Annotated in this window: 19 protein-coding genes; 7 read left to right on the plus strand and 12 right to left on the minus strand. The window is 71.2% G+C overall.

Annotated elements, in window-relative coordinates; genetic code table 11:
* Nucleotides 1–33: 33 nt before the first annotated feature.
* Both ACZ6N8_RS18420 and ACZ6N8_RS18425 read right to left on the minus strand, forming a co-directional pair.
* Entirely contained in the window at nucleotides 34–2568 is a 2535-nt protein-coding gene (locus tag ACZ6N8_RS18420; protein ID WP_466011329.1) for an FtsX-like permease family protein, read from the minus strand.
* Nucleotides 2565–3323 carry an ABC transporter ATP-binding protein gene (locus tag ACZ6N8_RS18425; RefSeq protein WP_466011330.1) on the minus strand — a complete coding sequence of 253 codons (759 nt, stop codon included), beginning with the start codon at nucleotides 3321–3323 and terminating at the stop codon, nucleotides 2565–2567. Before ACZ6N8_RS18425 ends, ACZ6N8_RS18420 begins: the two co-directional genes overlap by 4 nt.
* Before the next feature lie 146 nt (nucleotides 3324–3469).
* Between ACZ6N8_RS18425 and ACZ6N8_RS18430 the strand changes: the two genes are divergently transcribed.
* The 4 genes from ACZ6N8_RS18430 to ACZ6N8_RS18445 all read left to right on the plus strand — a co-directional run bounded on the left by ACZ6N8_RS18430 (nucleotide 3470) and on the right by ACZ6N8_RS18445 (nucleotide 7372).
* A complete protein-coding gene (locus ACZ6N8_RS18430; RefSeq protein WP_466011331.1) occupies nucleotides 3470–4669 on the plus strand; it encodes a sensor histidine kinase in 1200 nt (399 codons plus the stop codon).
* Nucleotides 4666–5304: a response regulator gene (locus tag ACZ6N8_RS18435; RefSeq protein ID WP_466011333.1), complete on the plus strand. Its 639-nt coding sequence runs from the start codon at nucleotides 4666–4668 to the stop codon at nucleotides 5302–5304. The genes ACZ6N8_RS18430 and ACZ6N8_RS18435 overlap by 4 nt, the downstream gene beginning before the upstream one ends.
* Before the next feature lie 143 nt (nucleotides 5305–5447).
* On the plus strand, nucleotides 5448–6851 hold the full coding sequence (gene sthA, locus ACZ6N8_RS18440) for a Si-specific NAD(P)(+) transhydrogenase (RefSeq protein ID WP_466011334.1): 1404 nt from the start codon (nucleotides 5448–5450) through the stop codon (nucleotides 6849–6851).
* 74 nt (nucleotides 6852–6925) lie between these two features.
* On the plus strand, nucleotides 6926–7372 hold the full coding sequence (locus ACZ6N8_RS18445) for a hypothetical protein (protein WP_400309889.1): 447 nt from the start codon (nucleotides 6926–6928) through the stop codon (nucleotides 7370–7372).
* A gap of 79 nt (nucleotides 7373–7451) precedes the next feature.
* Here ACZ6N8_RS18445 and ACZ6N8_RS18450 read toward each other — a convergent pair whose 3' ends face one another.
* Complete coding sequence (locus tag ACZ6N8_RS18450) at nucleotides 7452–8843, minus strand: glycoside hydrolase family 10 protein (protein WP_466011336.1); 1392 nt, start codon at nucleotides 8841–8843, stop codon at nucleotides 7452–7454.
* A gap of 38 nt (nucleotides 8844–8881) precedes the next feature.
* Nucleotides 8882–10210 carry an extracellular catalytic domain type 1 short-chain-length polyhydroxyalkanoate depolymerase gene (locus ACZ6N8_RS18455; protein ID WP_466011338.1) on the minus strand — a complete coding sequence of 443 codons (1329 nt, stop codon included), beginning with the start codon at nucleotides 10208–10210 and terminating at the stop codon, nucleotides 8882–8884.
* Between the two features lie 302 nt (nucleotides 10211–10512).
* On the opposite strand from ACZ6N8_RS18455, the gene manD reads away from it, so the two are divergent.
* The gene (gene manD / locus ACZ6N8_RS18460; protein WP_466011340.1) at nucleotides 10513–11721 is read left to right on the plus strand and encodes a D-mannonate dehydratase ManD; all 1209 of its coding nucleotides are present in this window, start codon (nucleotides 10513–10515) and stop codon (nucleotides 11719–11721) included.
* 8 nt (nucleotides 11722–11729) lie between these two features.
* Here the strand turns inward: manD and ACZ6N8_RS18465 are convergent, their stop codons facing one another.
* From ACZ6N8_RS18465 to ACZ6N8_RS18490, 6 genes are all read right to left on the minus strand, one after another.
* A complete protein-coding gene (locus ACZ6N8_RS18465) occupies nucleotides 11730–13868 on the minus strand; it encodes an alpha-glucuronidase (protein ID WP_466011342.1) in 2139 nt (712 codons plus the stop codon).
* Nucleotides 13869–13962: 94 nt separating this feature from the next.
* Nucleotides 13963–14652, minus strand: coding sequence for a DUF624 domain-containing protein (locus ACZ6N8_RS18470; protein WP_466011344.1), 690 nt, complete (start codon nucleotides 14650–14652; stop codon nucleotides 13963–13965).
* 163 nt (nucleotides 14653–14815) lie between these two features.
* A complete protein-coding gene (locus tag ACZ6N8_RS18475) occupies nucleotides 14816–16453 on the minus strand; it encodes an ABC transporter substrate-binding protein (protein WP_466011346.1) in 1638 nt (545 codons plus the stop codon).
* Nucleotides 16454–16494: 41 nt separating this feature from the next.
* Nucleotides 16495–17406 carry a carbohydrate ABC transporter permease gene (locus ACZ6N8_RS18480; RefSeq protein ID WP_466011347.1) on the minus strand — a complete coding sequence of 304 codons (912 nt, stop codon included), beginning with the start codon at nucleotides 17404–17406 and terminating at the stop codon, nucleotides 16495–16497.
* Complete coding sequence (locus tag ACZ6N8_RS18485; RefSeq protein WP_466011349.1) at nucleotides 17400–18386, minus strand: ABC transporter permease; 987 nt, start codon at nucleotides 18384–18386, stop codon at nucleotides 17400–17402. Before ACZ6N8_RS18485 ends, ACZ6N8_RS18480 begins: the two co-directional genes overlap by 7 nt.
* Nucleotides 18387–18396: 10 nt before the next feature.
* Nucleotides 18397–20775, minus strand: a complete 2379-nt coding sequence (locus ACZ6N8_RS18490; RefSeq protein ID WP_466011351.1) for a beta-xylosidase/alpha-l-arabinosidase — start codon at nucleotides 20773–20775, stop codon at nucleotides 18397–18399.
* Nucleotides 20776–21088: 313 nt separating this feature from the next.
* Here ACZ6N8_RS18490 and ACZ6N8_RS18495 point away from each other — a divergent pair, with 313 nt between their 5' ends.
* Nucleotides 21089–22126 (plus strand): LacI family DNA-binding transcriptional regulator, encoded by a 1038-nt coding sequence (locus ACZ6N8_RS18495; RefSeq protein WP_466011353.1) that lies wholly within the window; start codon nucleotides 21089–21091, stop codon nucleotides 22124–22126.
* Nucleotides 22127–22140: 14 nt separating this feature from the next.
* A complete protein-coding gene (locus ACZ6N8_RS18500; protein WP_466011355.1) occupies nucleotides 22141–23136 on the plus strand; it encodes an acetylxylan esterase in 996 nt (331 codons plus the stop codon).
* A gap of 63 nt (nucleotides 23137–23199) precedes the next feature.
* Here ACZ6N8_RS18500 and ACZ6N8_RS18505 read toward each other — a convergent pair whose 3' ends face one another.
* Both ACZ6N8_RS18505 and ACZ6N8_RS18510 read right to left on the minus strand, forming a co-directional pair.
* Nucleotides 23200–23664 (minus strand): MaoC family dehydratase, encoded by a 465-nt coding sequence (locus ACZ6N8_RS18505; RefSeq protein ID WP_364363870.1) that lies wholly within the window; start codon nucleotides 23662–23664, stop codon nucleotides 23200–23202.
* 16 nt (nucleotides 23665–23680) lie between these two features.
* Nucleotides 23681–24829: an acyl-CoA dehydrogenase family protein gene (locus ACZ6N8_RS18510; RefSeq protein ID WP_466011357.1), complete on the minus strand. Its 1149-nt coding sequence runs from the start codon at nucleotides 24827–24829 to the stop codon at nucleotides 23681–23683.
* Nucleotides 24830–24866 lie beyond the last annotated feature (37 nt).

The following is a 24866-nucleotide window of genomic DNA, read 5'->3' on the forward strand; positions in this document are numbered from 1 at the left end:
TCGGCGCCGCCGCGCGCCGACCCACCGTCGTGCTCAGCCGTCCACCCCGAGCGCCACCACCGGGCTGACCCGCGCCGCCCGCCGGGCCGGCAGCACCCCGGCCGACGCGGTCAACGCGACGAGCACCAGGAACAGCCCGACCAGCGACAGCACCGGCACGGTCAGCGGTGCGTTGATCCCGAGCGTCTGCACCGCCAGCCACGCGTACGGGACGCCGAGCAGCAGACCGATTGTCGCGCCGATCACCCCGTACAGGCCCGCTTCGGCGGTCAGCATGGTGCGCAGGCCCACCCGGGACAGACCGATCGCGCGGAGCAGACCGGACTCGCGGATGCGCTCCACCACCGAGAGCGCGGTGGTGGACCCCACGCCGACGACCGCGATCAACACGGTGAGGCTGACCAGTCCGACCGCGATCCAGACCAGGGTGCCCAGCACCTCGTCGTTGCGGTCCCGCTCGTCGGCGAGCACCGAGAGCCCCACCCCCTCGCTGCCCTGGATCGCCTGCCGCAGCGCCCGTACCCCTGCCGTGCGGCCCTCCTCGCCGGACCCCGCCGCGTCGGCAAGCAGACCGGTGTACGCCGTGGGCACACCGAGCCGGTCGAGGTCGCCGCGGTCGGCCAGGATGCCGGCGTGCAGCGGGCCGTGGTCGGGCAGGACCGCCGCGACGCGTACGTCGACGCTCCTGCCGCCGAGGGCGAGCGCGGCGGTGTCGCCGGCCCGCAGGCCGGTGTCACGGGCCACCCAGCTGCCGAGCACGACGCGCCCCGGTCCACGGTCGGCAAGGGAGCCCTGCGCCACGTCCAGGCTGCGGGTCGTCGGCAACGCGGCCACGTCCAGGTCACTCGTCGGGTAGCCGGACTCGGCGTCGCCGAGGCGGTCGTCACCGCGCGTCAACGTGACGTCGGCGACCCGCCGGTACGGCACCACCCGGGCCAGCGCCCCGCGCGCCGTCTCGGCCCGGGTCACGACCGACGCCGGCAGCGTTGCGCCGTTCGTGGTGACCTCGAAGTCGGTGGGCGCCGAGAGCGCCATCTCCCGATCGGCCAGCACCCCCATCGACGCGCCTCCGATGACCACCCCGGAGATCAGGGTCACCCCGAGCGCGACCACGACGGAGACCGCTGCCGCGCGGCGCGGCGTACCGCCGATCCCGCCGACGGCCAGCCGGCCGTGCGGGCCGAGCTGACGCAGCGGCCAACCCACCACGGCGAGCACCGGCCGCACCAGCAGTGGACCGAGGGCCACAAGCGCGAAGAACGCCAGCGCGCCGGACCCGACCAGCAGGAGCAGAGGCATCGTCGGGTCGTACGACTCCTGTTCCGGCGTCGGCAACCGGTGCCACGTCCCGACGGCGGCCAGGACCGCGCCCACGGCCAGCAGCAGGCCCGCGCCGAGGCGGAGCGCTCCGATGCCACGCTGGCCGGCGGTGGTGCTCGCCGTGCGCAGCGCCTCCAGCGGGGAGACCCGGGAGGCGGAGAGCGCCGGCGCCAGCACGGCCAGGACGGTGATCACGACGGCGCCGACGATCACCGCGACGGCCGCCGTCAGCGGCAGACCGGGCGACGAGACCGCCATGCCTGCCGCGCGCAACACCGCCGGCAGGGCGTAGCCGAGGGCGAGCGCGCCGGCGACGCCGACGGCGCCGGCGACCAGCCCGGTCAGGGCTCCCTCGGCTGTCAACGCGCCCACAAGTGTCGCGCGCCCGGCACCGACCGCGCGCAGCAGCGCGAGGTGCCGCATCCGCTGGGCGAAGACGATGCGGAAGGTCGAGGTGACCACCAGCGCGGCGGCGATGACAGCGATCGCGACGAACACGCCGACCAGCACGAAGAGCCGCCCGACCTGCTCGGCGGCCTCGTTGGCCTCGGCATCGCGCACCTCGGCCCCGGAGCGGACCGGCTGCTCGGCGCCGACCACGGCGGTGACCCGTTGGCGGACGGACTCGGCGGACTCGCCGGAGGCCACCCGCACGTCGATGCGCTGCACGGTGCTCAGGCGCGCCCAGGCGGTCACGACGCTGTCCGGCGCGTACGCGTCCAGGCCTGCGTCGTCGGGGGTGTCGACCAGGCCGGTGACGGTGAGCCGGGCGGGCACGGTGAGTTCGCCGCCGGTGCCGCTGGTCGAGGCGCCCACCGCGAGCCCGAGCCGCTCGGCGGTCCGCGGGGTGATCGCGATCTCGCCGGGCTGGTCCGGGTAGCTGCCCTCGATCACACGCACCGTGGCCAGCGGGCCGACACCGGGGTCGGCCTGGAGATTGAGGTACCCCTCGCCGAAGGAGACACCGACCGCCGGCCGGCCCACTGCCTCGGCCACACCGGGCACGGCACGGACCCGCTGCAACTGCGCCGCGGTGGGTGGCGGCTGCTCGTCGTCACCGATCACCAGGTCGGTGGCGGCCGGGGTGCCACTGAGGTTGTCCCGCACGGTCCGTTCGGTGATCTCCTGCACGAGCACGGTGCCGAAGACGACGAACGCGGCGACCAGGATGGCAAGGCCGGTCAGGATCAGCCGGCCGGGGCGGCGGGCGGCGGCGCTCACCTGGGTACGCAGCACTGTCGCCCTCATGCGCGGGCCGCCAGTTCACCAAGCGCGTCGGTAACGGAGCCCTGGTCCGGCTTGTCGATCTCCCCGGCGACCCGTCCGTCGGCGAGCAGGACGACCCGGTCGGCGTACGCGGCGGCGATCGGGTCGTGGGTGACCATGACGACTGTCTGGCCGAGGTCGCGTACCGATTCGCGCAGGATGGTGAGCACCTCCGCCCCGGACCGGGAGTCGAGGTTGCCGGTCGGCTCGTCGGCGAAGACCACCTCGGGCCGCGACACCAGCGCCCGCGCGAGCGCCACCCGCTGCTGCTGTCCACCTGACAGCTCGCTGGGCCGGTGGCCCAGCCGATCGCCCAGGCCCAGCACCCGCACCAGGTGCTCCAGCAGCTGCCGGTCGGGCTCCCGGCCGGCGAGGTCCAGCGGCAGGGTGATGTTCTGCGCGGCGGTGAGCTGCGGCAGCAGGTTGAACGCCTGGAAGACGAACCCGATCCGGTCGCGGCGCACCCGGGTCAGCGTCCGGTCGGACTGACCTGTGAGCTCCGTGCCGCCGAGCAGGACGCGGCCGGAGGTCGCCGTGTCCAGGCCGGCGAGGCAGTGCATGAGTGTCGACTTGCCGGACCCGGACGAGCCCATGATCGCGGTGAACTCGGCGCGGCCGAAGCCGACCGAGACCCCGTCGAGCGCGCGGACCGCGGTGTCGCCGCTGCCGTACACCTTCACCAGGTCGACGGCGGCGACCGCAGCATGCGTGGTCCGCGGCGGGGCGTGGGGTGTCATTGTTCCTCCAGTGGCTGCGATGTGACAGGGGAAGCGTCGCCGCCACCGGCGGGTGGGCGCATCGGTCCGGGGCCGGGTATCGCCGACGGCGGGTCTGTCTTTCGGCTGATCTGCCGTCGACACGCCGCTGGCTACGCTGGGTCATCATGAGCGCGAGGGATCTTCGACGTTGGTGGGTACGCCTGGCCCAGGCCGCCGGCCTGGTGGCCTTTGGCCTGCTCGCCCTCTTCGACTTCGCGTCCAGCACGCAGGACATCCCCAGATTCACCACTCTCCTGTTCCTGCCGGTGCCGATGGGCCTGGCGGTGGCGACGGTGCCGCTCTGGCTGCCGGTCCACCGGCTGGGTTCCCGCCGGCTGCCGCTGGCCGCCCTGGCACTTGCCACGGCCTCACTGGCCGTGACCGCGGCGATGGTGTTCCTCTCCGGGGGCGGCGTCCTGCTCGCCCGCACCTGGGGGCTGGCCGAGTCGGCCGGGCTGGTCGGTGTGGTGTTCGTGGTGACGCGCTGGGGCGCACCCCGGCCCGCTCTGGGGGCCGCGGTGGTCGCCGGGCTCGCCGTCGCGGCGATGCCGCTGCGTCTCGGGACCGACAGCCTGCTCGTGATCTTCGGTCTGCTCCAGGCGCTCGCGGCGGCCGGCGCCGCCGGGGTGGGGCTCTACCTGCGCGTCGTCGCCGCCGGTCGGGATCGGGCGATCGCGCTGGTCAGAGCCGAGCAGCGCGCGGAGTTCGCCAGGGACCTGCACGACTTCATCGCCCACCACGTGACGGGCATCGTGGTGCAGGCGCAGGGCGCCCGGTTCGTCGCCGAGCAGGACCCGCGGCGGGTGATCGTCGCCCTGGAACAGATCGAGCGGGCCGGCGCCGAGACGATGGCCTCGATGCGGCGGATGGTCGGGATCCTGCGCAACCCGGATGCCCCGCCTGACGCGCCGCTGGCCCCGCTGGCCGGAGTGACCGACCTGGTGCCGCTGTTGACCGGGTTCAACGGGACGGCGAACGCGCCGGCTCGGCTGCACGTCGACGGCGACCTGGACGGGCTGCCGGTAGAGGTGTCGACGTCGGCGTACCGGGTGGTGATGGAGGGGTTGACCAACACCCGGCAGCACGCTCCGGACGCGCGGGCGGTGGACGTGTCCGTGCGTCGTACCCCGGACTGGCTGCTGGTCCGCGTCGCCGACGACGGCGCGACCCCGCGTACCGCGCCGGCCCGCGGGCACGGCTTCGGCCTGATCGGCCTCACCGAGCGCGTACGCGCCCTCGGCGGCACGATCACCGCCGGACCGGGCGTCGCCGGTGGCTGGGTGCTCGATGCCGCGTTCCCGCTGCGCTCGGCGGTGGCCCGGTGATCCGGGTGCTGGTCGCCGACGACCAGGCGATGGTCCGTACCGGCTTCGGCATGATCATCGGCGCGCAGCCGGACATGGCGGTGGTCGGCGAGGCGGCCGACGGCGTCGCCGCCGTCGAGCTGGCCCGGCGGCTGCGGCCGGACGTCGTGCTGCTGGACATCCGGATGCCGCGCCTCGACGGCCTCGAGGCGCTGCGGCTGCTGGCCGGGCCTGGTGTCGCCGAGCCCGTCCGGGTCGTCGTGGTGACGACCTTCGACCTCGACGAGTACGTGCACACCGCGCTGTCCAACGGCGCCTGCGGTTTCCTGCTCAAGGACTCCGGGCCGGCGCTGCTGGTGGAGGCGGTCCGCGCGGCCGTGTCGGGTGACGCGCTGATCAGTCCGTCCATCACGGTACGACTGCTGGAGCATCTCAGCTCTCCCGCCCCGGCGTACGACGACGCCGGGCTGTCGCCACGGGAACTCGACGTCGTCAAGCTCGTGGCCCGGGGCCTGACCAACGCCGAGATCGCCGCCCGGCTCTTCATCGCCGTCGGCACCGTCAAGACCCATCTGGCGAGTGTGCAGACGAAGCTGCCGGCCCGTAACCGGGTCGAGATCGCCGCCTGGGCCTGGGAACGCCGCCTCGTCGGCTAGGTCGCGCCCCGACCTCGCGGACCGGCGTGGGACAGCTTCGGGAACGGCAGTGAACTGAACGGCGGCGTCTGCGTGGTGGCGGAAGAGTAACGCTCGCGTCCCAGCTCTGGCGCGCGCACCGACATCTTGCGACGCTGACCCTCGTGTATGACTACGACCTGGTGGTGCTGGGCTCCGGGCCCGGCGGGCAGAAGGCCGCGATCGCCGCCGCCAAGCTCGGCAGGCGGGTCGGCATCGTGGACCGCCGCGACATGATCGGCGGGGTGTGCATCAACACCGGCACGGTCCCGTCCAAGACGCTTCGCGAGGCCGTGCTCTACCTGACCGGCCTGAGCCAGCGGGACCTGTACGGCAGCAGCTACCGGGTCAAGGAGGAGATCACGGTCAGCGACCTGGCCGCCCGCACCCAGCACGTGATCGCCCGCCAGACCGACGTCATCCGCAACCAGCTCGCCCGCAACCGGGTGGCGATGATCACGGGGACGGGGCGCTTCGCGGACGCGCACTCGATCTGGGTGGACGGCGGCTCCGGCCGGGAGTCCAGAGTGACCTTCGACAAAATCATCATCGCGGCCGGCACCCGCCCGGCCCGCCCGGACAGCGTCGACTTCGACGACCGCACCATCGTCGACTCCGACGGCGTCATCAACCTCCAGGCCGTACCCCGCAGCATGGTGGTGGTCGGCGCCGGCGTGATCGGCATGGAGTACGCGTCCATGTTCGCCGCACTCGGCACGAAGGTGACAGTGGTGGAACGCCGCGACCGGATGCTCGACTTCTGCGACGACGAGGTCGTCGAATCGCTCAAGTACCACCTGCGCGACCTGTCCGTGGCGTTCCGCTTCGGCGAGGAGGTCGCCGCGGTGGAGAAGCACCAGACGGCCGCGCTGTGCATCCTCAAGAGCGGCAAGAAGATCGTCGCCGACACGGTGATGTACTCGGCGGGCCGGCAGGGCCAGACCGACGACCTGGCGCTGGAGGTCGCCGGGCTGGAGGCGGACCGGCGGGGCCGGATCAGTGTCGACGCCAACTACCGCACCTCGGTCGACAACATCTACGCCGTCGGTGACGTGATCGGCTTTCCGGCGCTCGCGTCCACCTCGATGGAGCAGGGCAGGTTGGCCGCCCAGCACGCCTGCGGCGAACCGATCCGCGAGATGCACGGCCTGCAGCCGATCGGCATCTACACGATCCCGGAGATCAGTTTCGTCGGGCAGACCGAGGCGCAGTTGACCGACAGCTCGACACCGTTCGAGGTGGGCATCGCGCGCTATCGGGAGCTGGCCCGGGGCCAGATCGTGGGTGACTCGTACGGCATGTTGAAGCTGCTCGTCTCCCCCGACGACGGCCGACTGCTCGGGGTGCACGTGTTCGGCACCGCCGCCACCGAGATCGTCCACATCGGCCAGGCGGTGATCGGCTGCGGGGGCACGATCGACTACCTCATCGACGCGGTGTTCAACTACCCGACGCTCGCCGAGGCGTACAAGGTGGCCGCCCTGGACGCGTCCAACAAGATCCGCAACATCAGCCGCATCGACGGCTAGCAGCTGTCTCTCCCGACTGTCGGTGGTCGCCGCTACGGTGCCGGCACTGTTGACGCGTGGGAGAAGGAGCAGTCGTGGGCGCATCCGGGTGGAGCTACTTCGTTGCGTACCAGCCAGACCTGGACGAGGCGCTGGATGCCCTGCGGGACAGGGTCTTCGCCGAGGGTGACTACTGGTGGGCCGGTGGTGAGGACGTTCCCAACGCGGCAAGCGACTACCCCGACCGTCCCGCCACGATGAAGGAGCTCTTCGACGACGAGGCGGTGCAGGAGTCAGGCACCCACTCGATTCTCGACGTCTACCGTGTCCTGGACGAGGGCGAGACGCCCGACTTCGGCACTGTCGAGCCGGTGGGCACCGCCGAGGCGCTGCGTCTGACCGGCACCGAACGACTCACCCGCGAGCACCTCGGTGTGCTCAAGGACATCGAGACGCGGAGTTGGTTCGCGCGCTGCGCCGTCCTGCACGACGCCCAGGGCGCGCCACAGGAGATCTACTTCTGGGGCTTCTCCGGCGACTGACCGTGGTCACGGCATCCTTTGGGCGCGGGCCGGCCGGTGCGGAGGTTCCGGGCGCCCTCCACACCGGCCGGTGTCTACGTCAGCCCGCCGCGCAGGTCGGGGTCAGGGTGCCCGCGGTGCCGTTGGCCTGGAAGCCGAACTCCGTGGACTGTCCGGCGCCGACCTGGCCGTTGTAGGCCACGTTCCGGAAGTTCGTCGTGCCCGTGTTGCCGCTGCGGTCGGCGCTCCAGGCGTTGGTGACAGTCGCGCCCGACGGCAGGGCGACGGTCACCGTCCAGCCGTTGAGGGCCGACGAGCCGGCCGTCACCCGGACGTTCGCCACGAAGCCGCCGGTCCACTGGTTCACGGTCACCGTCGCGGTGCATCCACCCGTGCCCGGAGGCGGGGTCGTCGGCGGGTCGGTGGGCGGGTCGGTCGGCGGCGGAGTCGTGGGCGGTTCGGTGGTCGGCGGGGCGGTGCCGTTGTTCAACGCGGCGAGCACCGCGTCGTACGCGGGCTTCTTCTGGCCGCTGCTGTCGAACAGCAGCGGGGTCTGCGAGGAGCGCCACGAGTCGCTGTCCCGGATCCCCCACACCGTGATGCCGTTGCAGCGGGCGACCGCGAGGCAGTCCTCCACCACGCTGCGGTACGTCGTCGCCGAGGCGCCCTGGATGTCCAGCTCGGTGATCTGCACGTCCACCCCCAGGGCGGCGAAGCTGGACAGCGTGGTGCGGTAGTTGCTCACGTAGGGCGACTCGTTGTTGAAGTGCGACTGGAACCCGACGCAGTCGATCGGGACGCCACGGGACTTGAAGTCCCGCACCATGTTGTACACGGCCTGGGTCTTGGCCCAGGTCCAGTTGTCGGTGTTGTAGTCGTTGTAGCAGAGCTTCGCGCCGGGGTCGGCCGCCCGCGCCGCCCGGAACGCCGCCTCGATCCAGTCGTTGCCGGTGCGCTGAAGGTTCGAGTCACGACGCGCGCCCGAGTTGCCGTCCTCGAACGCCTCGTTCACCACGTCCCAGGCGTAGATCTGGCCCCGGAAGTGGGTCGCGACCTGCGTGACGTGGTTGAGCATCGCCTGACGCAACGCGCTCCCGCTCATGCCCTGCATCCAGCTGGGCTGCTGCTGGTGCCAGGCCAGGGTGTGTCCGCGTACCTGCATTCCCCGGCTGCGGGCGTGGTTGACGATCTGCTCGGCGGAGCTGTAGCTGAACCGGCCCTGCTGCGGCTCCGTCGCGTCGATCTTCATCTCGTTCTCGGGCGTCACCATGTTGAACTCACGGTTCAGGATCGTGGTGTACGCGCTGTCCGACAGCTTGAACGCCGCCACCGCCGTGCCGAAGTAGCGTCCCTTCTCCGCGGCGGACGCGCCGAGCGTGGTGCCCGCGGACGCGGGTGCCGTCAGCACCAGCGCCATCCCGGCGGCGAGCGTGCCGGCGCCGGTCAGCGCGATGGCGGCTCTCGTCACCGCTTTCCATCTCGCGTTTCTCATCGTGCGACTCCTTCGTGATGGTGGTGTGGAGAGGGGGTTCAGGCGATCGAACACGTGGCACCGTTGAGGGCGAACGACGAGGGCTTCGCGGTGTCGCCCTCGTGGGTGGCCTGGAAACCGATGTCGACAGACGTGTTCGGGGCGATGGTGGCGTTGTAGGAGACGTTGCGGGCCGTCACCGCGCCGCTGGTCGGGGAGTACTGCGCGTTCCAGCCGCCGGTGATGCGCTGCCCACCGGGCAGGGTGAAGGTCAGCGACCACCCGTTCACGGCGGCGGTACCGGTGTTGGTGATGGTCACGCTCGCGGTGAGACCGTTGTTCCAGGCGTTGACCGTGTATCCGACCCGGCAGGCGCCACTGGTGGGCGGCGGAGTGGTGGGGGGCGGAGTCGTGGGGGGCGGGGTGGTCGGCGGCGTCGTCGTCGGCGGGGGCGTGGTCGGCGGGGGCGTGGTGCCGTCCAACCCGAAGAAGCGGATCACCTGCGCGGCGTCGACAGGCAGGTTGTGCGTGACGCCCTGCATGCTGATCGCCTCGACCGGTGCCATCGGGCCGCTGCTGCCGTACCTGGTGCGGGTGTAGCCGGACTGCGGCGAGTCGGTGTACGTCGGGGTCTGGCTCAACCCGTGCACGTTGGTCCACTGCTTGACCTGCTCGCCGAAGTTCGGGTAGCGCAGTGTCTCGTCGTTGGTGCCGTGCCAGATCTGCATCCGTGGCCGCTGACCTGTGTAACCCGGGTACGCCCCGCGGACCAGGTCACCCCACTGCTGTGCGGTCTTGATGAGCTGCCCGTTCGCGCATTCGCTGTTCCACTCCGAGGTGCCCCCGGTGGCGAAGCAGGCGAACGGCACTCCGGCGAAGGACGCGCCCGCCGCGAACACGTCCGGGTAGTCGCCGAGCATGACGTTCGTCATCATCGCCCCGGACGAGGTGCCGGTGGCGAAGATCCGGGCCGGGTCGGCGGAGTACCGCTGCTTCACGTAGTCGACCATCGACATGAGACCGACCGGGTCGCTGCCGCCGCCACGACGCAGGGCCTGTGGGGAGGCGACGTCCCAGCACTTGCTGCTGCGGGTCACCGACGGGTAGATCACGATGAACCCGTACCTGTCGGCGAGGGACGCGTACTGGGTGCCGGAGTGGAACGCGGGGCCCGATCCGGTGCAGTAGTGCAGCGCGAGGAGGACGGCCGGCCGGGTGGCCACCCGGTCCGGGACGTACAGGTGCATCTGGAGGTTCGTGGGGTTGGTGCCGAAGCCGGTCACCTGTGTCAGCGTCGCCGCCGATGCCGGCGCGGCGAACGTCAGCGCGGCGGCGGCCAGCGTGAGGACCGCCAGGAGGGCGCCGAACAGCCTTGTCTTGAGTGTCATCGTTCGCGATTCCTCGGGGAATTGGCGCATGGAAGGGGAGTAAGTCGAGGACTGCCCTTCGCCCGACCCTGACCGCGGCTCGCGTGACCACGTCAGCTTCGATCGAGCACACTCGATTGTCAAGACTTCCGGAATCTTTTCGGAACGTGAGATCGCGCGCGAGCTGCCCACGAGGAGCCCTGACCGGACATCGATGAGCGGGCTATCATCGGGGCGTTCTCGAAACGTGTCGGGCTTCCCACATCCCTCGCGTCACCCCCTGCGCGCGTCCACACAGGACCCATTGGCACGAAGGAGATCGAGTGAAGATCGTCGACGCCCGGGTCATCGTGACCTGTCCGGGCCGCAACTTCGTCACCCTCAAGATCGTCACGGACGAGGGCGTCACGGGCGTCGGAGACGCCACCCTCAACGGCCGGGAGCTGGCCGTCGCGTCGTACCTGCGCGACCACGTGGCGCCGCTGCTGATCGGCCGGGACCCGGCCCGCATCGAGGACACCTGGCAGTACCTGTACCAGGGGGCGTACTGGCGGCGCGGGCCGGTCACGATGAGCGCGATCGCCGCCGTGGACACCGCGCTGTGGGACATCAAGGGCAAGGTCGCCGGCCTACCCGTCTACCAGTTGCTCGGCGGCCGTTCCCGCGAGGGCGTCACCGTGTACGGCCACGCCAACGGCGAGACCGTCGAGGAGGTGCTGGTCGAGGTCGCCCGCTACGTCGACCTCGGATACCGGGCCGTGCGGGTGCAGTGCGGGGTCCCGGGACTGCCGAAGACGTACGGGGTCAGCGCCGACAAGCTCTTCTACGAGCCGGCCGACGCGGCGCTGCCCAGCGAGGCCACCTGGTCGACGCAGCGCTACCTGTCACACGTGCCGACGGTGTTCGCCCGGGTCCGCGACGAGTTCGGCCCCACCCTGCGGCTGCTGCACGACGTGCACCACCGGCTCACGCCCATCGAGGCCGCCCGGCTCGGGCGCAGCCTGGAGCCGTACGCGCTGACCTGGATGGAGGATCCGGTCCCCGCCGACCTCCAGGAGGGCTTCCGGTTGATCCGGCAGCACACGACCACCCCGGTGGCGGTCGGCGAGGTCTTCAACAGCATCTTCGACGCCGCCCAGCTCATCCGGGAGCAGCTCATCGACTACATCCGCACGACAGTGGTGCACGCCGGTGGCATCACCCACCTGCGCCGGATCTTCGACCTGGCGGCGCTGCACCACGTCCGCAGCGGCTCGCACGGGGCCACCGACCTCTCCCCCGTCTGCATGGCCGCGGCGCTGCAACTCGACATCTCGATCCCCAACTTCGGGTTGCAGGAGTACATGCGGCACACCGCGCGGACCGACGAGGTGTTCCCGCACGGCTACCACTACGCCGACGGCTACCTGCACCCCGCCGAGGCCCCCGGTCTCGGTGTGGACATCGACGAGGAGGCGGCGGCACGGTATCCGTACGCGCCCGCGTACCTTCCGGTGAACAGGTTGGAGGACGGCACCGTCCACCCCTGGTGACCGGAGGATCAGTAGATGCGTCGCCCCCGCGCGTCCGGCACACCCGACTTGCGGAAGAAGTACGTGTTGATCTGGTCGCGCCACTCGGTGGCGCAGCGCACCTGCTCGTCGAGGCGCTCGGACACCCGCTCGTACACCGCCGGGTCGATCATCCCGTTGAGAGTCCGCCACCGGCGCCGCATGGTCTCCACCTCCTCGACGCCCGCGAAGTGCGTGTCGTAGATGTGCTGGATGACTGTCGAGCCGCTGTGCAGGACGTGCGAGTACGGGACGTGGTGGAAGAAGAGCAGCACCTCGTCGGGGCAGGTCCGGGGCGACTCGTACACCTGCGCCCAGTACGGCGGGTACTGCCCGGCGAAGCCGGTGCCCGACGCGCTGCTGCGGTCCACGCCGACGCCGTCCCGGTCGGCGAAGTGGTAGGTGCCCCACCGTGAGTACTCGTACCCGTCGACGTCGGGGCCGTAGTGGTCACCTGGGTGAACCATGAAGCCGACGCCCAGCGGGGCGGTGTACCGCTCGTAGGTACGCCACGAGTCGTCCATGATCTCGTGCAGGGTCCGCCGGACCAGTTCCGGGTCGGCTGTCGCCGACGGCGGGAAGGTGAGCGTCATCCACTCGTCGAGGATCTCCGTCGGGTCGCGCCACGGGTCCCAGGCGAGGCGGCCGAAGGTGTACAGGTTGGCCTGCGCCAACGGATGTCCGGTCCAGAACGGATCGTCGCCGGTGTTGGCGACGGCGACCAGGCCACCGCCGGCCCCCGCCTCCCCGACGGCGACGTCGGCGATCGTCCGTCCACCCGGTCCCCAGGGGGCGAACCGCAGCACCTCACCCCACCAGGGGCCCAGATGGCAGATGTGCCGCTGTTGGCCCGTGTACTCCTGGGTGACCTGCAACTCCAGCGCCAGCCGGGTCGCCGGCATCGCGGCGAGGACCGGTGAGACAGGCTCGCGCGTCTGGAAGTCCACCGGGCCGTACTTCACCTGCAGGACCACGTTGGTGCGGAACCGTCCGTCCAGCGGTGTGAAATGGTCGTACGCGGCCCGCGCCCGGTCGGTGGACCGGTCCCGCCAGTCCTGGTGGTGGTTGTAGACGAACGCCCGCCAGTGCACCACTCCCCCGTGCGGGGCGAGGGCCTCGGCGAGCAGGTTCGCCCCGTCGGCGTGGTCGCGCCCGTACGTGAACGGGCCGGGCTGCCCCTCCGAGTCGGCCTTGACCAGGTAGCCACCGAAGTCCGGGATGCGGTCGTACACCCGGCGGGTGGTGGCGGCCCACCAGTCGCGCACGGCCTCGTCGAGCGGGTCGGCGGTCGACAGCCCGCCGAGGAGCACAGGCGCGGCGAAGCTGACCGACAGGTGCACCCGGATGCCGTACGGGCGCAGCGCGTCGGCGATCTCCGCCACGTCGCCGAGCCGGTCGGTGAGCAGCAGCGCCTCGGTCCGGGCGACGTTGACGTTGTTCACCGAGATCGCGTTGACTCCGCTGGCCGCGAGCAGCCGCCCGTACGCGCGCACCCGGGCCAGGTCGCCGCGCGGACGGCCGTCGCGCCAGAAGATCGAGCCGCCCGCGTACCCCCGTTCGACCTGGCCCATCACCGGGTGCACGGCCACGTTGTCCCAGTGGTTCAGCATGCGCCGGCGCAGCGCCGGCCGGTGTCGCTCCGGGGGGCGGGCCGGGTCGAAGGCCGCCGCGCAGAGCCGGACCACGTGGAACAGCCCGTACAGCAGGCCGGCGGGCGCGTCGGCGAGCACCACGGTCACCTCGCCCTCGCGGGCCAGCAGGAATCCCTCCTCGCCGAGCGGTTCGCCGCGGCCGATCTCGGCGAGCGCCGCCTCCCCCGCCGAGCGTGCGGCCTCCACCGCCGGATTGGGCAGCTCACCGGCCCCCCGCAGGGCGAGCACCAGGTCCACGTCGACGTCCCACGACGGGGAGTGCCACACCCGTCCGCCGTAGCGCGCGCAGGCACGCGAGACCTCGTCGAGGACGGTGTCGACGAGCAGGCCCTCACCGTGTACGAGGACGCGGCGCGCGCCCAGCGACCGGAACGCCTCCGGGGGGAGCCAGGCGGCGTGCACGCGCGGCTCGTGGGTTTCCAATGGCTCGTCGACGAACACGAGGTGCTCCACATCGACGGACTTGTCGGCCTTCACACGTCCTCCCGCCCGACGACGCTGTACGCCGGGTGCGGCCCGGCCTCGGGGTCGTGGTCGCCCCCGAAGGGCACCTCGGCGGTGACGGGCAGGCTCATGCGGTGAACTCCTTGCGGATCAGGTGGAGCATCGGGTCGCCGACGCGCAGGAACGCCAGGACCGCCACCGAGGCGAGCATCGCGAGGACCGCCTCGGAGAACACCGCCGTGACGCCGGCCGCCGCGGCCAGCAGCAGGGCGTTGCCCACCGTGACACCGGGGGTACGGACGAGGAAGTGCACGGCCAGGCGGAGCACGTCGCGGGTACGGAAGTCGAACAGCGCGGTGATCAGCAGGGCGTTCGCCGCGCAGAGCGTCACACCCACCGCGATCAGGACCAGCGGCACGGTCCACCAGCCCGGCAGACCGACGGCGTCCCGGTAGGCGAGGTTCACGGCGAGCACTGTCAGCCACAGCAGCGTCGGCACCCAGATCCGCAGCGCGCCGGCCAGGTTGGCCCGGTACCCGCGCCAGAACACGGCGGCCGGGCGTAGCTCGGTCAGGTCGGGGCGCTGGTGGCGCAGCGCGTACAGGGCGGCGGCGACCGCCGGGCCGACCGGCACCAGCAGGAGCGCCGCCAGCGGCAGGTTGCTGGCGTCACGGCCGAGCAGGATCAGTGGGAGCAGGCCGGGCAGTGTGGTGAGCAGGAGCAGCAGCTCGACCACGAGCAGGATGTAGACCCGGGAGGCGGTCCGGGACAGCGGCCCGTCGCCGAACTGCCGCCAGGCGTGCCCGGCGCCGCTCACGGCCGGCCTCCCGGGTCGGCCCGAAGCTGGCGCTCGACGCGGTGCCGCCAGGCGTCGGTGCGGCCGTCGGCGCGCTCGTCGGAAACGGTGATGCGCATCGCTGTCCTCGTGGTCGTCGGGGGCCGGTCGGGCGACGGGGCGCCGCCCGACCGGACCCCACAGGTCAACCGTTGTTCTTCTGGAACCGCTCGTACGCCTTGTTGACCAGGTCGATGTACTGCTCGGAGTTCTTCGCCTTCAACTCGGCCACGTACGCGTCCCACTCGCTCAGGGGCCGTTGGCCGAGGGCGAACTTCAGCGTGTTCTGGGTGACGTAGTCCTTCAGCGGGGTCTCCCAGAGCGACACCTGTTCGCGCTCCTCGTCGGCCAACGGGGCGGGCGGGGGCACCTCCCTCGGCTTGCGGGCGTCCATCACCTTCTGGAACTCCAACTCCTCGGGTGAGAAGAACCCGCGGACCAGGTCGGGGGTACCGCCGTAGGCGAAGACGCCGTTGTGGAACCCGAAGTCCTTCTGCAGGTGCTTGGGCGCCTTCGGGTGGAGCCCCAGGAAGTCGATGCCGGGGTCGAGCGTGCGCTTGCCGGACGCGTCCTTGGTGAAGGTGGTGCCCTCGACGCCCCAGCGGGCGAACTCCAGGCCGGCGTCGGAATACCACAACCAGTCGATGAACTGCATCATGGCCACGAAGTTCTTGCTCTCCCGGGCCTTCGTCGAGATCATGATGCCGTTCTCCAGGCGGGGGAACGGGTTGATCTCACCGGCCGGGCCGATCGGCAGCGGGATCTTCGTCATCTTCGCGTTCGGCAGGGTCTTGGCCAGGTCGGGCCGGTGGTTGTTGACAAGGGTCTGCGTGTTGCCGGTGACCACGAAGGACTTGCCGTTGGCGAGCTTCTGCCGGGCCTGGTCGTCGGTCTGGGTGAAGCTCTCCGGGTCGAGCAGACCCTCGGCGACGAGCTTGTGCAGGTACGTGACCATCTGCTTGTACTGCTCGGACGCGCCGGTGTAGGTGAACTTCTTCGCCGCCGGGTCCCAGGTGGCGTGCTGGTAGTCCCAACCCGCCTGGGTGCCGTGGGCCGAGCCGAGGATGTTCAGCAGGGCGCCTGTCGGGTTGGGCTTGCTGAACAGGTCGGAGTACGGGTAGGCGTTCGGGTATTTCGCCTTCATGGCCTTGAGCACCGTGTACAGGTCGTCCCAGGTCTTCGGGACCGCCAGGTTGAGCTCCTGGAGGATGTCCATCCGCATCAGGACCGTGTAGTCCTGCGTGGGCTTCTCGTGCATCCCCGGCAGCAGGTAGAACTTACCGTCGGACTGCCGCAGGTTGTCGATCTCCGGCTTGAGGTTCCACTTGGCGATCTTGTCCTTGAAGTTGGGCATCAGATCGATGTAGTCACTCACCGGCAGGATCGCCCCGGAGGACACGAACGCGTTCTCCTGCGGGTGGTACGTCTTCGGGATGATCAGCGGGGCGTCCCCGGCGCCGATCAGCAGGCTGCGCTTCTGCTCGTAGTCGCTCAACGGGACGGCGACCGGCTCGATCGTGACGTTCGTCCGCTTGGTCAGCTCGGACCAGAACAGCCAGTCCTGCTTGAGCGGGTAGAAGGTGTGGTTGTTGTAGAGGGTGGAGAAGGACAGCGCCTCGGTGGCCTTGAACTGGTCGCCGACGCCGTAGGTGGCCATCGCGCCTACCTTGTTCTCCGAGAGGTCCGTCGACTCGCCGGGATCCTCGGAACAGGCGGCGATGACTGTGAGCGCGAGCAGACCCGCGGTGGCTGTCGCCACGCGACGCCACGGCTTGAAGAGCATGGCTCGTCCTTTCGGTGGTGGGGTGGAAGGTGATGCGCCGCTCAGCCCTTGACCGCCCCGAGCATCACGCCGCGGACGAAGTACCGCTGGACGAAGGGGTAGACCGCCAGGATGGGCAGGGTGGTGAGCACGACGGTCACGGCCTGGAACGTGGCCGCCGCCTGGACCTTGTCGGCGTCGGCGGCGGCCGACTCGGCGCTGGTGGCACCGACGATCAGGTTGCGCAGGTAGACGGTGACCGGAAGCAGCTCCTGCCGGTCGAAGTAGAGGAACGCGCTGAACCAGGAGTTCCAGAAGGAGACCGCGTAGAAGAGGACCATCGTCGCGATGATCGCCTTGGACAGCGGCAGCACGATGCGCAGCAGGATGCCGTACGTGTTCAGCCCGTCGACGGCGGCGGCCTCCTCCAACTCGGTCGGCAGGCTCTCGAAGAACGCCTTCATGACCAGCAGGTTGAACACGCTTATCGCGTTGGGGATCACCACCGCCCAGATGGTGTTCTTCATGCCCAGGCTGGTGACCAGCACGTAGTTGGGGATCAGGCCGCCGGAGAAGAACATGGTGAACAGCGCGACGCCGACGAGCAGGCCACGGCCCTTGAGCTGCGGCTTGGACAGCACGTACGCGTAGCACGTGGTCAGCACCATCGAGATGAGCGTGGCGACCACCGTGTACACCACCGTGTTGCGGTAGTTCGTCCAGAACATCGCGTCGGACATCACCAGCTTGTACGCGGTCAGGTCGAACCCGCGCGGGACCAGGCTCACCTTCCCCGCGAGGAGGTACGCCTCGTCGCTGAGCGAGCGGGCCACGATGTTGAAGAACGGGAACAGCGTCACGATCACGACGCCGATCAGGACGATCGTGTTGACCACCCGGAAGATCCGGTAACCGCGGCTGTCCACCGGCCCGCGCGTCGTCGGGGCGTCCGCCTCCCGGCCGAGGATCACCACAGGCTCGTCCCCACCGTGCGACGGGAGATGAGGTTCGCCGACAGGACCAGGACCAGCCCGATCACCGCCTCGAAGAGACCGATCGCGGCCGCGTAGCTGAAGTTGCTGGACTGGAAACCCATCCGGAACAGGTAGGTGGAGACCACGTCGGCGGTCGGGTATGTCAACGGGTTGTAGAGCAGCAGGACCTTCTCGAACCCGACAGCCATGAAACTGCCGATGTTGAGGATCAGCAGCGTCACCATCGTCGGCCGGATCCCCGGAAGTGTGACGTGCCAGGTCTGCCGCAGCCGGCTGGCGCCGTCGATCCGGGCCGCCTCGTAGAGGTCCTCGTCGACCGTGGTGAGCGCGGCGAGGTAGAGGATGGTGCCCCAGCCGACGGTCTGCCAGACCTCCGACGAGACGTAGATGGTGCGGAACCACTGCGGCTGTTGCAGGAACGCCACCGGGTCTCCCCCGGCCATCCGGACCAGTTGGTTGGCCGCGCCGTCGATGGAGGTCAGCTGCGTGACCATCGCCGCCACGATGACGATCGACAGGAAGTGCGGCAGGTACGACACCGACTGCACGAACCGCTTGAACCGGCGGGCGCGCACCTCGTTGAGCAGCAGCGCCAGCACGATCGGCAGCGGGAAGCAGAACAGCAGCGTCAGCGCCCCGAGCACCAGCGTGTTGGTGAAGACCTCCCAGAACGTCGGGTCGGTGAAGAACATCCGGAAGTACCGCAGCCCGACCCAGTACTCACCGAAGATGCTGCCGCCGGGCTTGAAGCGCCGGAACGCGATGATGTTCCCGACCATCGGCAGGTACCGGAAGATCAGGAAGAACAGCAGCGGCAGGACGGCCAGCGAGTAGAGCTGCCAGTCCCGACGGAGGGCCTGGCGCCAGCTCCGGCGCCGCCGCGGGTGTGGCGCGGGGCGCGCGGACCCCGCCGCAGCTCGGGGCGCGGCCGGCGGCGGAGGCCGTAACGTCGATGTCATCCTCGCCCTCCTAGTCGGAGTGCGGGACGGCCACGAGGGGCTGGACCCGCGCCGACGTGAGCAGTTCCCGTTGGTGACCGACCTGGCGCTCGACGCCTGTCAGCCGCAGCGGCACGGCGGCCGCCACGTCGCCACTGGACCTGCCGAACCGCAGCTCGACGTCGCCGGGTTCGACGATGCGTCGCCCGGACAGCCCGACGAACGACGCGACGTCGGCCGGTACGCCGAAGGTCACGTGCGCCGCCTCGCCGGCCTCCAGCGGCACCCGGGTGAAGCCGACCAGCCGGACCACCGGGCGGGTGGTCTGCGCGACCGGGTCGTGCAGGTAGAGCTGCACGACCTCGACGCCGGCCCGCGCGCCGGTGTTGCGGATGGTGATCCGCACCCGGGCCGTACCGTCGACCGGCCAGGCCGCCGGGTCGGCGGGGTCCTGCTCGTCCGCCGGCCCCAGCACCGTGGCGTCGGACCAGTCGAATGTGGTGTAGCTCAGCCCGTGGCCGAACGGGTACGCCGGCGTCGGATCGACCGACGAGACCTCGTTGCGGCGACCCAGCGGCGGCATCAGGTAGGTGCCGGGCAGTCCGCCCGCGTCGCGGGGAACGCTCACCGGCAGGCGCCCGGACGGATTCACCTCGCCGGTGAGCACCTCGGCGAGTGCCTGCCCGCCCCGCTGGCCGAGGAAGAACGCCTGCACCACGGCGGCCGCCGCGTCGACCTCGGGACCGAGCGCGTACGGCCTCCCGGTCATCAGCACCAGGACGACTGGGGTGCCGGTGGCAAGGACCGCCCGGACCAGGTCGGCCTGGACGCCCGGCAGCAGCAGGTCGGCGGCGTCGCAGCCCTCGCCGGAGGTGCCCCGGCCGAACATGCCCGCCCGGTCGCCGACGGCGAGCACGCAGACGTCGGCGGCGGCGGCCGCGGCGACCGCCGCCGGGATGCCCGAGGTGTCCTCGCCGGTGACTGCGCAACCCGGCTCGTGGGTGAGCTGCGGGACCCGGCGGGCCAACTCGTCGCGCAGCGAGGGGATGTCCAGCCCGAGCCCGTACCCGCTGTGGTGCACGCCGACGTGGTTGGGGAAGGTGTAGCAGCCGAGCAGGGCCATCGGGTCGTCGGCGAGCGGACCCACCAGGGCGACCCGTCGGCCGGCGGACAGCGGCAGCACGCCCGTGTTGCGCAGCAGGACTACTGATTCCCGGGCCAGGCGTACGGCGACGTCCTGGCTGGTCTCGTCGTCGAGGCGCAGGTCCGCCGCGTCGTCGGGCAGTTCCCGCCAGTCCTCGTCGAGCAGGCCGACCTCGATCTTCTGGGTGAGCACCCGGCGGAGCGCGCGGTCGATCAGCGCCTCGTCGACCTCGCCCCGGCGGACCGCCGCCACCAGCGGGGGGCCGAAGGCGTCAACTGTGGGCAGTTCGACGTCGATCCCGGCGCGCAGGGCGAGCCGGGCCGCGTCGGTGCCGTCCGCGGCGACGCCGTGCAGGGTCTGCAGGAAGCGCACGGCGAAGTAGTCGGCGACCACGGTGCCGGTGAAGCCCCACTCGTCGCGCAGCAGACCGGTCAGCAGCTCCTCGTCGGCGGCGACGGGAAGGCCGTCGATCTCGGCGTAGGAGTTCATCACCGAGCGGGCACCCCCGAGCCGCAGGGCCATCTCGAACGGCGGCAGGATCACGTCGGCCAGCTCGCGGGGACCCATCGGCACGGGGGCCAGGTTGCGCCCGCCCCGGGAGGCGGAGTAGCCGGCGAAGTGTTTCAGGGTGGCCACGACACCTGCGCGTTCCAGACCGCGCACGTACGCCGCCCCGGTCGTCCCCACCAGGTACGGGTCCTCGCCGATCGTCTCCTCGGTGCGGCCCCAGCGGTAGTCCCGGGTCACGTCGAGGACGGGCGCCAACCCCTGGTGGACGCCCGCTGCGCGCATCGACCGCCCGATCCGGCCGGCCATCTCCTCGACCAGTTCGGGATCGAAGGCCGCGCCCCAGCCCAGCGGGGTGGGGTAGACGGTGGCCCGCCAGGCGGCGAAGCCGGTGAGGCACTCCTCGTGCACCTGCGCCGGGATTCCGAACCGGCTGGCGGCCACGATCTGCGCCTGGGACGCGGCAAGCGACCGGGCGCCGAGCACCGGGTCGACGGGCGCGGTGCCGAACGGGCGGGTGAGCTGGCCGAGCCCGTACCTGATGATCTCGGCCCAGGGCGGCGTGCCGTCGATCATGTCGGACTGGTGCGGAGCGACGCCCTCGCCGGACGCCTCGGCGCCGACCCAGACCCCGACCAGCTGGGCGATCTTCTCCTCCAGCGACATCAACGACACGAGTGCCTCGACCCGCTCGGCAGGCGGCAGGTGCGGATCGCGCCACGGCGCGACACCGCTGTCGACGGGCGACTGACTTCTCATGCCGAGACCCCTTAGCTCCGGCCACATCCGCGCCCTGAGAGGCCAGCTTCGCGGCGGACATTTCACGATCCGAAATTTTCCGGAAACCTGCGTAACCTTTTCGGCAACCTAAGTGTCCCGCCGGGGCATGTCAAGAGGTTCATCGATGCCTCTGTGGGACCGATTCCTGCGCTCGGTCAGGCGATCGCTGACGCTCTGTTGCGAGCGAACGACGCCGACGCGGGGAACGGGGGGATCGACAGTTGGATCGGCTGGCGTGAATGGCCCGTCATGTTAGGGTCTTCCGAAACTTTCGGATGCTGTTGGGGCTGCGATGACAGAGCACCGCCCGCTCGACCCACCCGCCTCCACCACCATCGCGACCATCGCCAACGACGTCGGGGTCTCGGTCGCGACGGTTTCCAAGGTCCTCAACGGCCGAGGTGATGTGGCGCCCGGCACCAGAGCGCGGGTCGAGGAGAGCCTGGACCGCCACCGGTACCAGCGCCGCAACCGCCGGTCCTCGTCCGGCGGCGGGCGCGTGGATCTCGTGTTCCACGAGTTCGACACCGGTTGGGCGATGGAGATCCTGCGCGGCGTCGAGGCGGTGACAAGCGCCGCCGGGCTCAATCTGTCCGTCGCCCAGCTCGACGGCGCGCACCGCCCGCCGCCACGCTGGCTGGACGCACTGCTCGCCGACCGTCCACTGGGGGTGGTGTTCGTCCTCTCCCACCTGGCCGAGGTCCAGCAGCAGCACCTGCGACGCCACGGCATCCCGTTCGTCGTCGTCGACACCGACAGCGCGACCTCGGCGTCGGTGCCCACCGTCGGGTCCAACAACTGGAACGGCGGCCTGCTCGCCGCCCGGCACCTGCTGGACCTGGGACACCGGAGGATCGCCATCATCTCCGGCCCACCCGACGTGCTCTGCAGCCGCGCCCGCGCCGCCGGCTTCCAGTCCGCGCACGAGGAGGCAGGGGCGCCGATCGACCGCGAGTTGACCCGTTACGGCAGCTTCTCGGCGGGTGCCGGGCACAGCCACGGGCTGCAACTGCTGCGGCTGGCGGACCGGCCCACGGCCATCTTCGCCGGCTCGGACATCCAGGCGATGGGGGTGCTCCGGGCCGCGCGGCAGTGCGGCCTGCGCGTGCCCGAGGACCTTTCGGTGATCGGGTACGACAATCTGCCCGTCTCGGCCTGGACCGACCCGCCTCTCACCACCATCAACCAGCCGCTGCGCGACATGGCCGGCATCGCCACCCAGATGCTGCTCGAACTGGCGCGCGGCAACGAGCCGGCGACCAGCCGGATCGACCTGGTGACCGAGTTGGTCGTCCGGGAGAGCACCGCGCCCCCCGCCCAGCCGCACTGACCCTGTGAGGACCCGTGCCGCATCCACCCCCGCACCTCGACGACCTGGAGCGATACTCGCCCACGATCGTCGAGCCCGACGACCTCGACCAGTTCTGGAGCGACACCCTCGCCGAGGCGGCCGCCCGACCGGTGCTCGTCGACGTCCGCCCCGAGCCCACCGACCTGCCGCTGCTGGACTGCTGGAACGTCACGTTCGCGGGTTTCGGCGGCGACCCGGTCCGCGCCTGGTACACCCGTGCGGCGGGGGCGCGAGGCCCACTGCCCGCCGTTGTGGAGTACGCCGGGTACGGCCGTGGCCGTGGACTACCGCACGAGCGGCTCACCTGGCCGGTGGCCGGGTACGCGCACCTGCTGATGGACAACCGGGGCCAGGCGGGGCAGTACGGCGCCGGCGACACCCCCGACCCGCACGGCGCTCCCGGCGGCCCGTGGCCTGTCACCTGGGGAATCCTCGATCCGCGTGACTACCACTACCGCCGGCTGATCACCGACGCGGTCCGGGCGGTCGAGGCGGTCCGCGCCCTGCCGGGGGTCAACGCGGGCCGGGTCGCCGTGGTCGGCAACAGTCAGGGCGGTGGTCTCGCGTTGGCCGTGTCAGGCCTGGTGGACGACCTCGCGGCGGTGCTGACCACCGCGCCGTTCCTCTGCGACATGCGGCGGGCCGTCCAGCTCAGCGACGTCCCGCCGTACGGCGAGATCGCCCACTACCTGGCCGTGCACCGGGAGGCCGAGGAGGCGGTGTGGCGCACGTTGTCCTACGTGGATGCCGTCAGCCTCGCGCGGCGTGCCACGGCGCCCGCGCACTTCGGGGTCGGCATGCGCGACACCGTCTGCCCGCCGAGGACCGGCTTCGCCGCCTACAACCAGTACGGCACCGCGTCCGGTCGACAGGTCCCGCCGGAGCGGGAGATCCACGTCTACCCGTTCAACGGCCACGAGGGCGGCGAGGCAGTCCACGTCCGTCGTCAGCTGCGCTGGCTCGGCGCGAGGCTCCGTCCGACGTACTGAGCGAGCGCCACCCCACCTGCGGCGCAGGCGAAGGGGCGGCGACGGATTCCGCCGCCGCCGCTTTCAGCCCGCCGTACCCCGGTAGAGCCGGCTGACCGTCTCGGCGACGCAGACCGGCTTGCCACCGCCGTCGCTCTCCACGGTGACCGTCGCGACCAGCTGCACCCCGCCGCTGACCGGGGACACCTCGGTGAAGGTGACGGTGGCCCGGACGGCGGCGCCGACGCGGACCGGGGCGGGGAAACGCACCCGGTTCAGGCCGTAGTTGACCCCCATCGCCACCCCCTCGACCCGGTAGAGCCCCCCGGCCAGCGCCGGCAGCATCGACAGGGTGAGGTAGCCGTGCGCGATCGTCCCGCCGAACGGTCCCCCCGCGGCCCGGACCGGGTCGAGGTGGATCCACTGGTGGTCGTCGGTGGCGTCGGCGAAGAGGTCGACGCGGCTCTGCTCGATCCGCTGCCAGGGACCGGGACCGAGGGTCTCGCCGACCGCGGCGGCCAGCTCGTCGAGGGAGGTGAAGACTCTCATGCCGGGCTCCTTCGAGCTAGAAGGCGTTGACGCCGGTGAGCGCGCGTCCGATGAGGAGGTGCTGGATCTGACTGGTGCCCTCGTAGAGGGTGGCGACCCGGGCGTCGCGCAGGTACTTGCCGACCGGGTACTCGTCGATGTAGCCGTACCCCCCGAAGACCTGGACCGCGTTGTTGGCCGCGCGTACGGCGGCCTCGCTGGCGAACAGTTTGGCCATCGACGCCTCGGTGGCGAACGGCTGGTCACGGTCGATCAGGTCGGCGACCCGCCACACCAGCAGGCGGGCGGCGGCGGTGTCCACCGCGATGGTGGAGAGCAACTGCTGCACGAGCTGATGGCCGGCGATCGGCTTGCCGAACTGGGTCCGCTGCCCGGCGTAGCCGACAGCGGCGTCGAGGCAGCCCTGGGCGATGCCGACGCAGCCGGCGGCGACCGACATCCGCCCCTTCGCCAGGGTGGCCAGGGCCAGGCGGAACCCGGCGCCCTCGGCGCCGAGGCGTGCCGCGTCGGGTACGCGTACCTCGTCGAAGCGCAGCTCGCCGGTGGCCTGCCCGCGCAGGCCGAGCTTGCCGTGGATCTCCCGGCGGGTCAGCCCCTCGCTGTCGGTGGGCACCAGGAACGCGGTGATGCCCCGGTGGCCGGGGCCGCCGGTGCGGGCGAAGACGAGGGCCACGTCGGCTGTGGTGCCGTTGGTGATGAACGTCTTGGTGCCGGTGAGCAGCCAGTCGTCGCCGTCGCGGACCGCTCGGGTCCGCAGCGCGGCCGCGTCCGAGCCGCTGTCCGGCTCGGTCAACGCGAAGCATCCGAGGGCGGTGCCGGCGCAGAGCCGGGGCAGCCACTCGGCCCGCTGCGCGGCGGAGCCGTGGGCGGCTATCGACTTCGCGACGAGGCCGAGCGAGACCGAGACGATGCCGCGTACGGCCGAGTCGCCCCGGCCGAGCTCCTCCAGGACGAGGCAGTACGCGAGGTGGTCGCCGCCGGAGCCGCCGTCGGACTCGGCGATGGTCAGGCCCAGGAAGCCCAGGTCGCCGAGCATGCCCACGACTGCCGGGTCGACCGACTCGCGCCGGTCCCAGGTGGCCGCGTGCGGCACCAGCTCCCGGTCGACGAACTCGGCGGCGAGTTGTCGGACGGCCACCTGTTCGGCGGAGAGGGTGAGCTCCATGGCCCATAAACTAGCGGTGATAGTTTACCGCGTCCAG

Source organism: Micromonospora sp. NPDC047521, assembly GCF_055587305.1.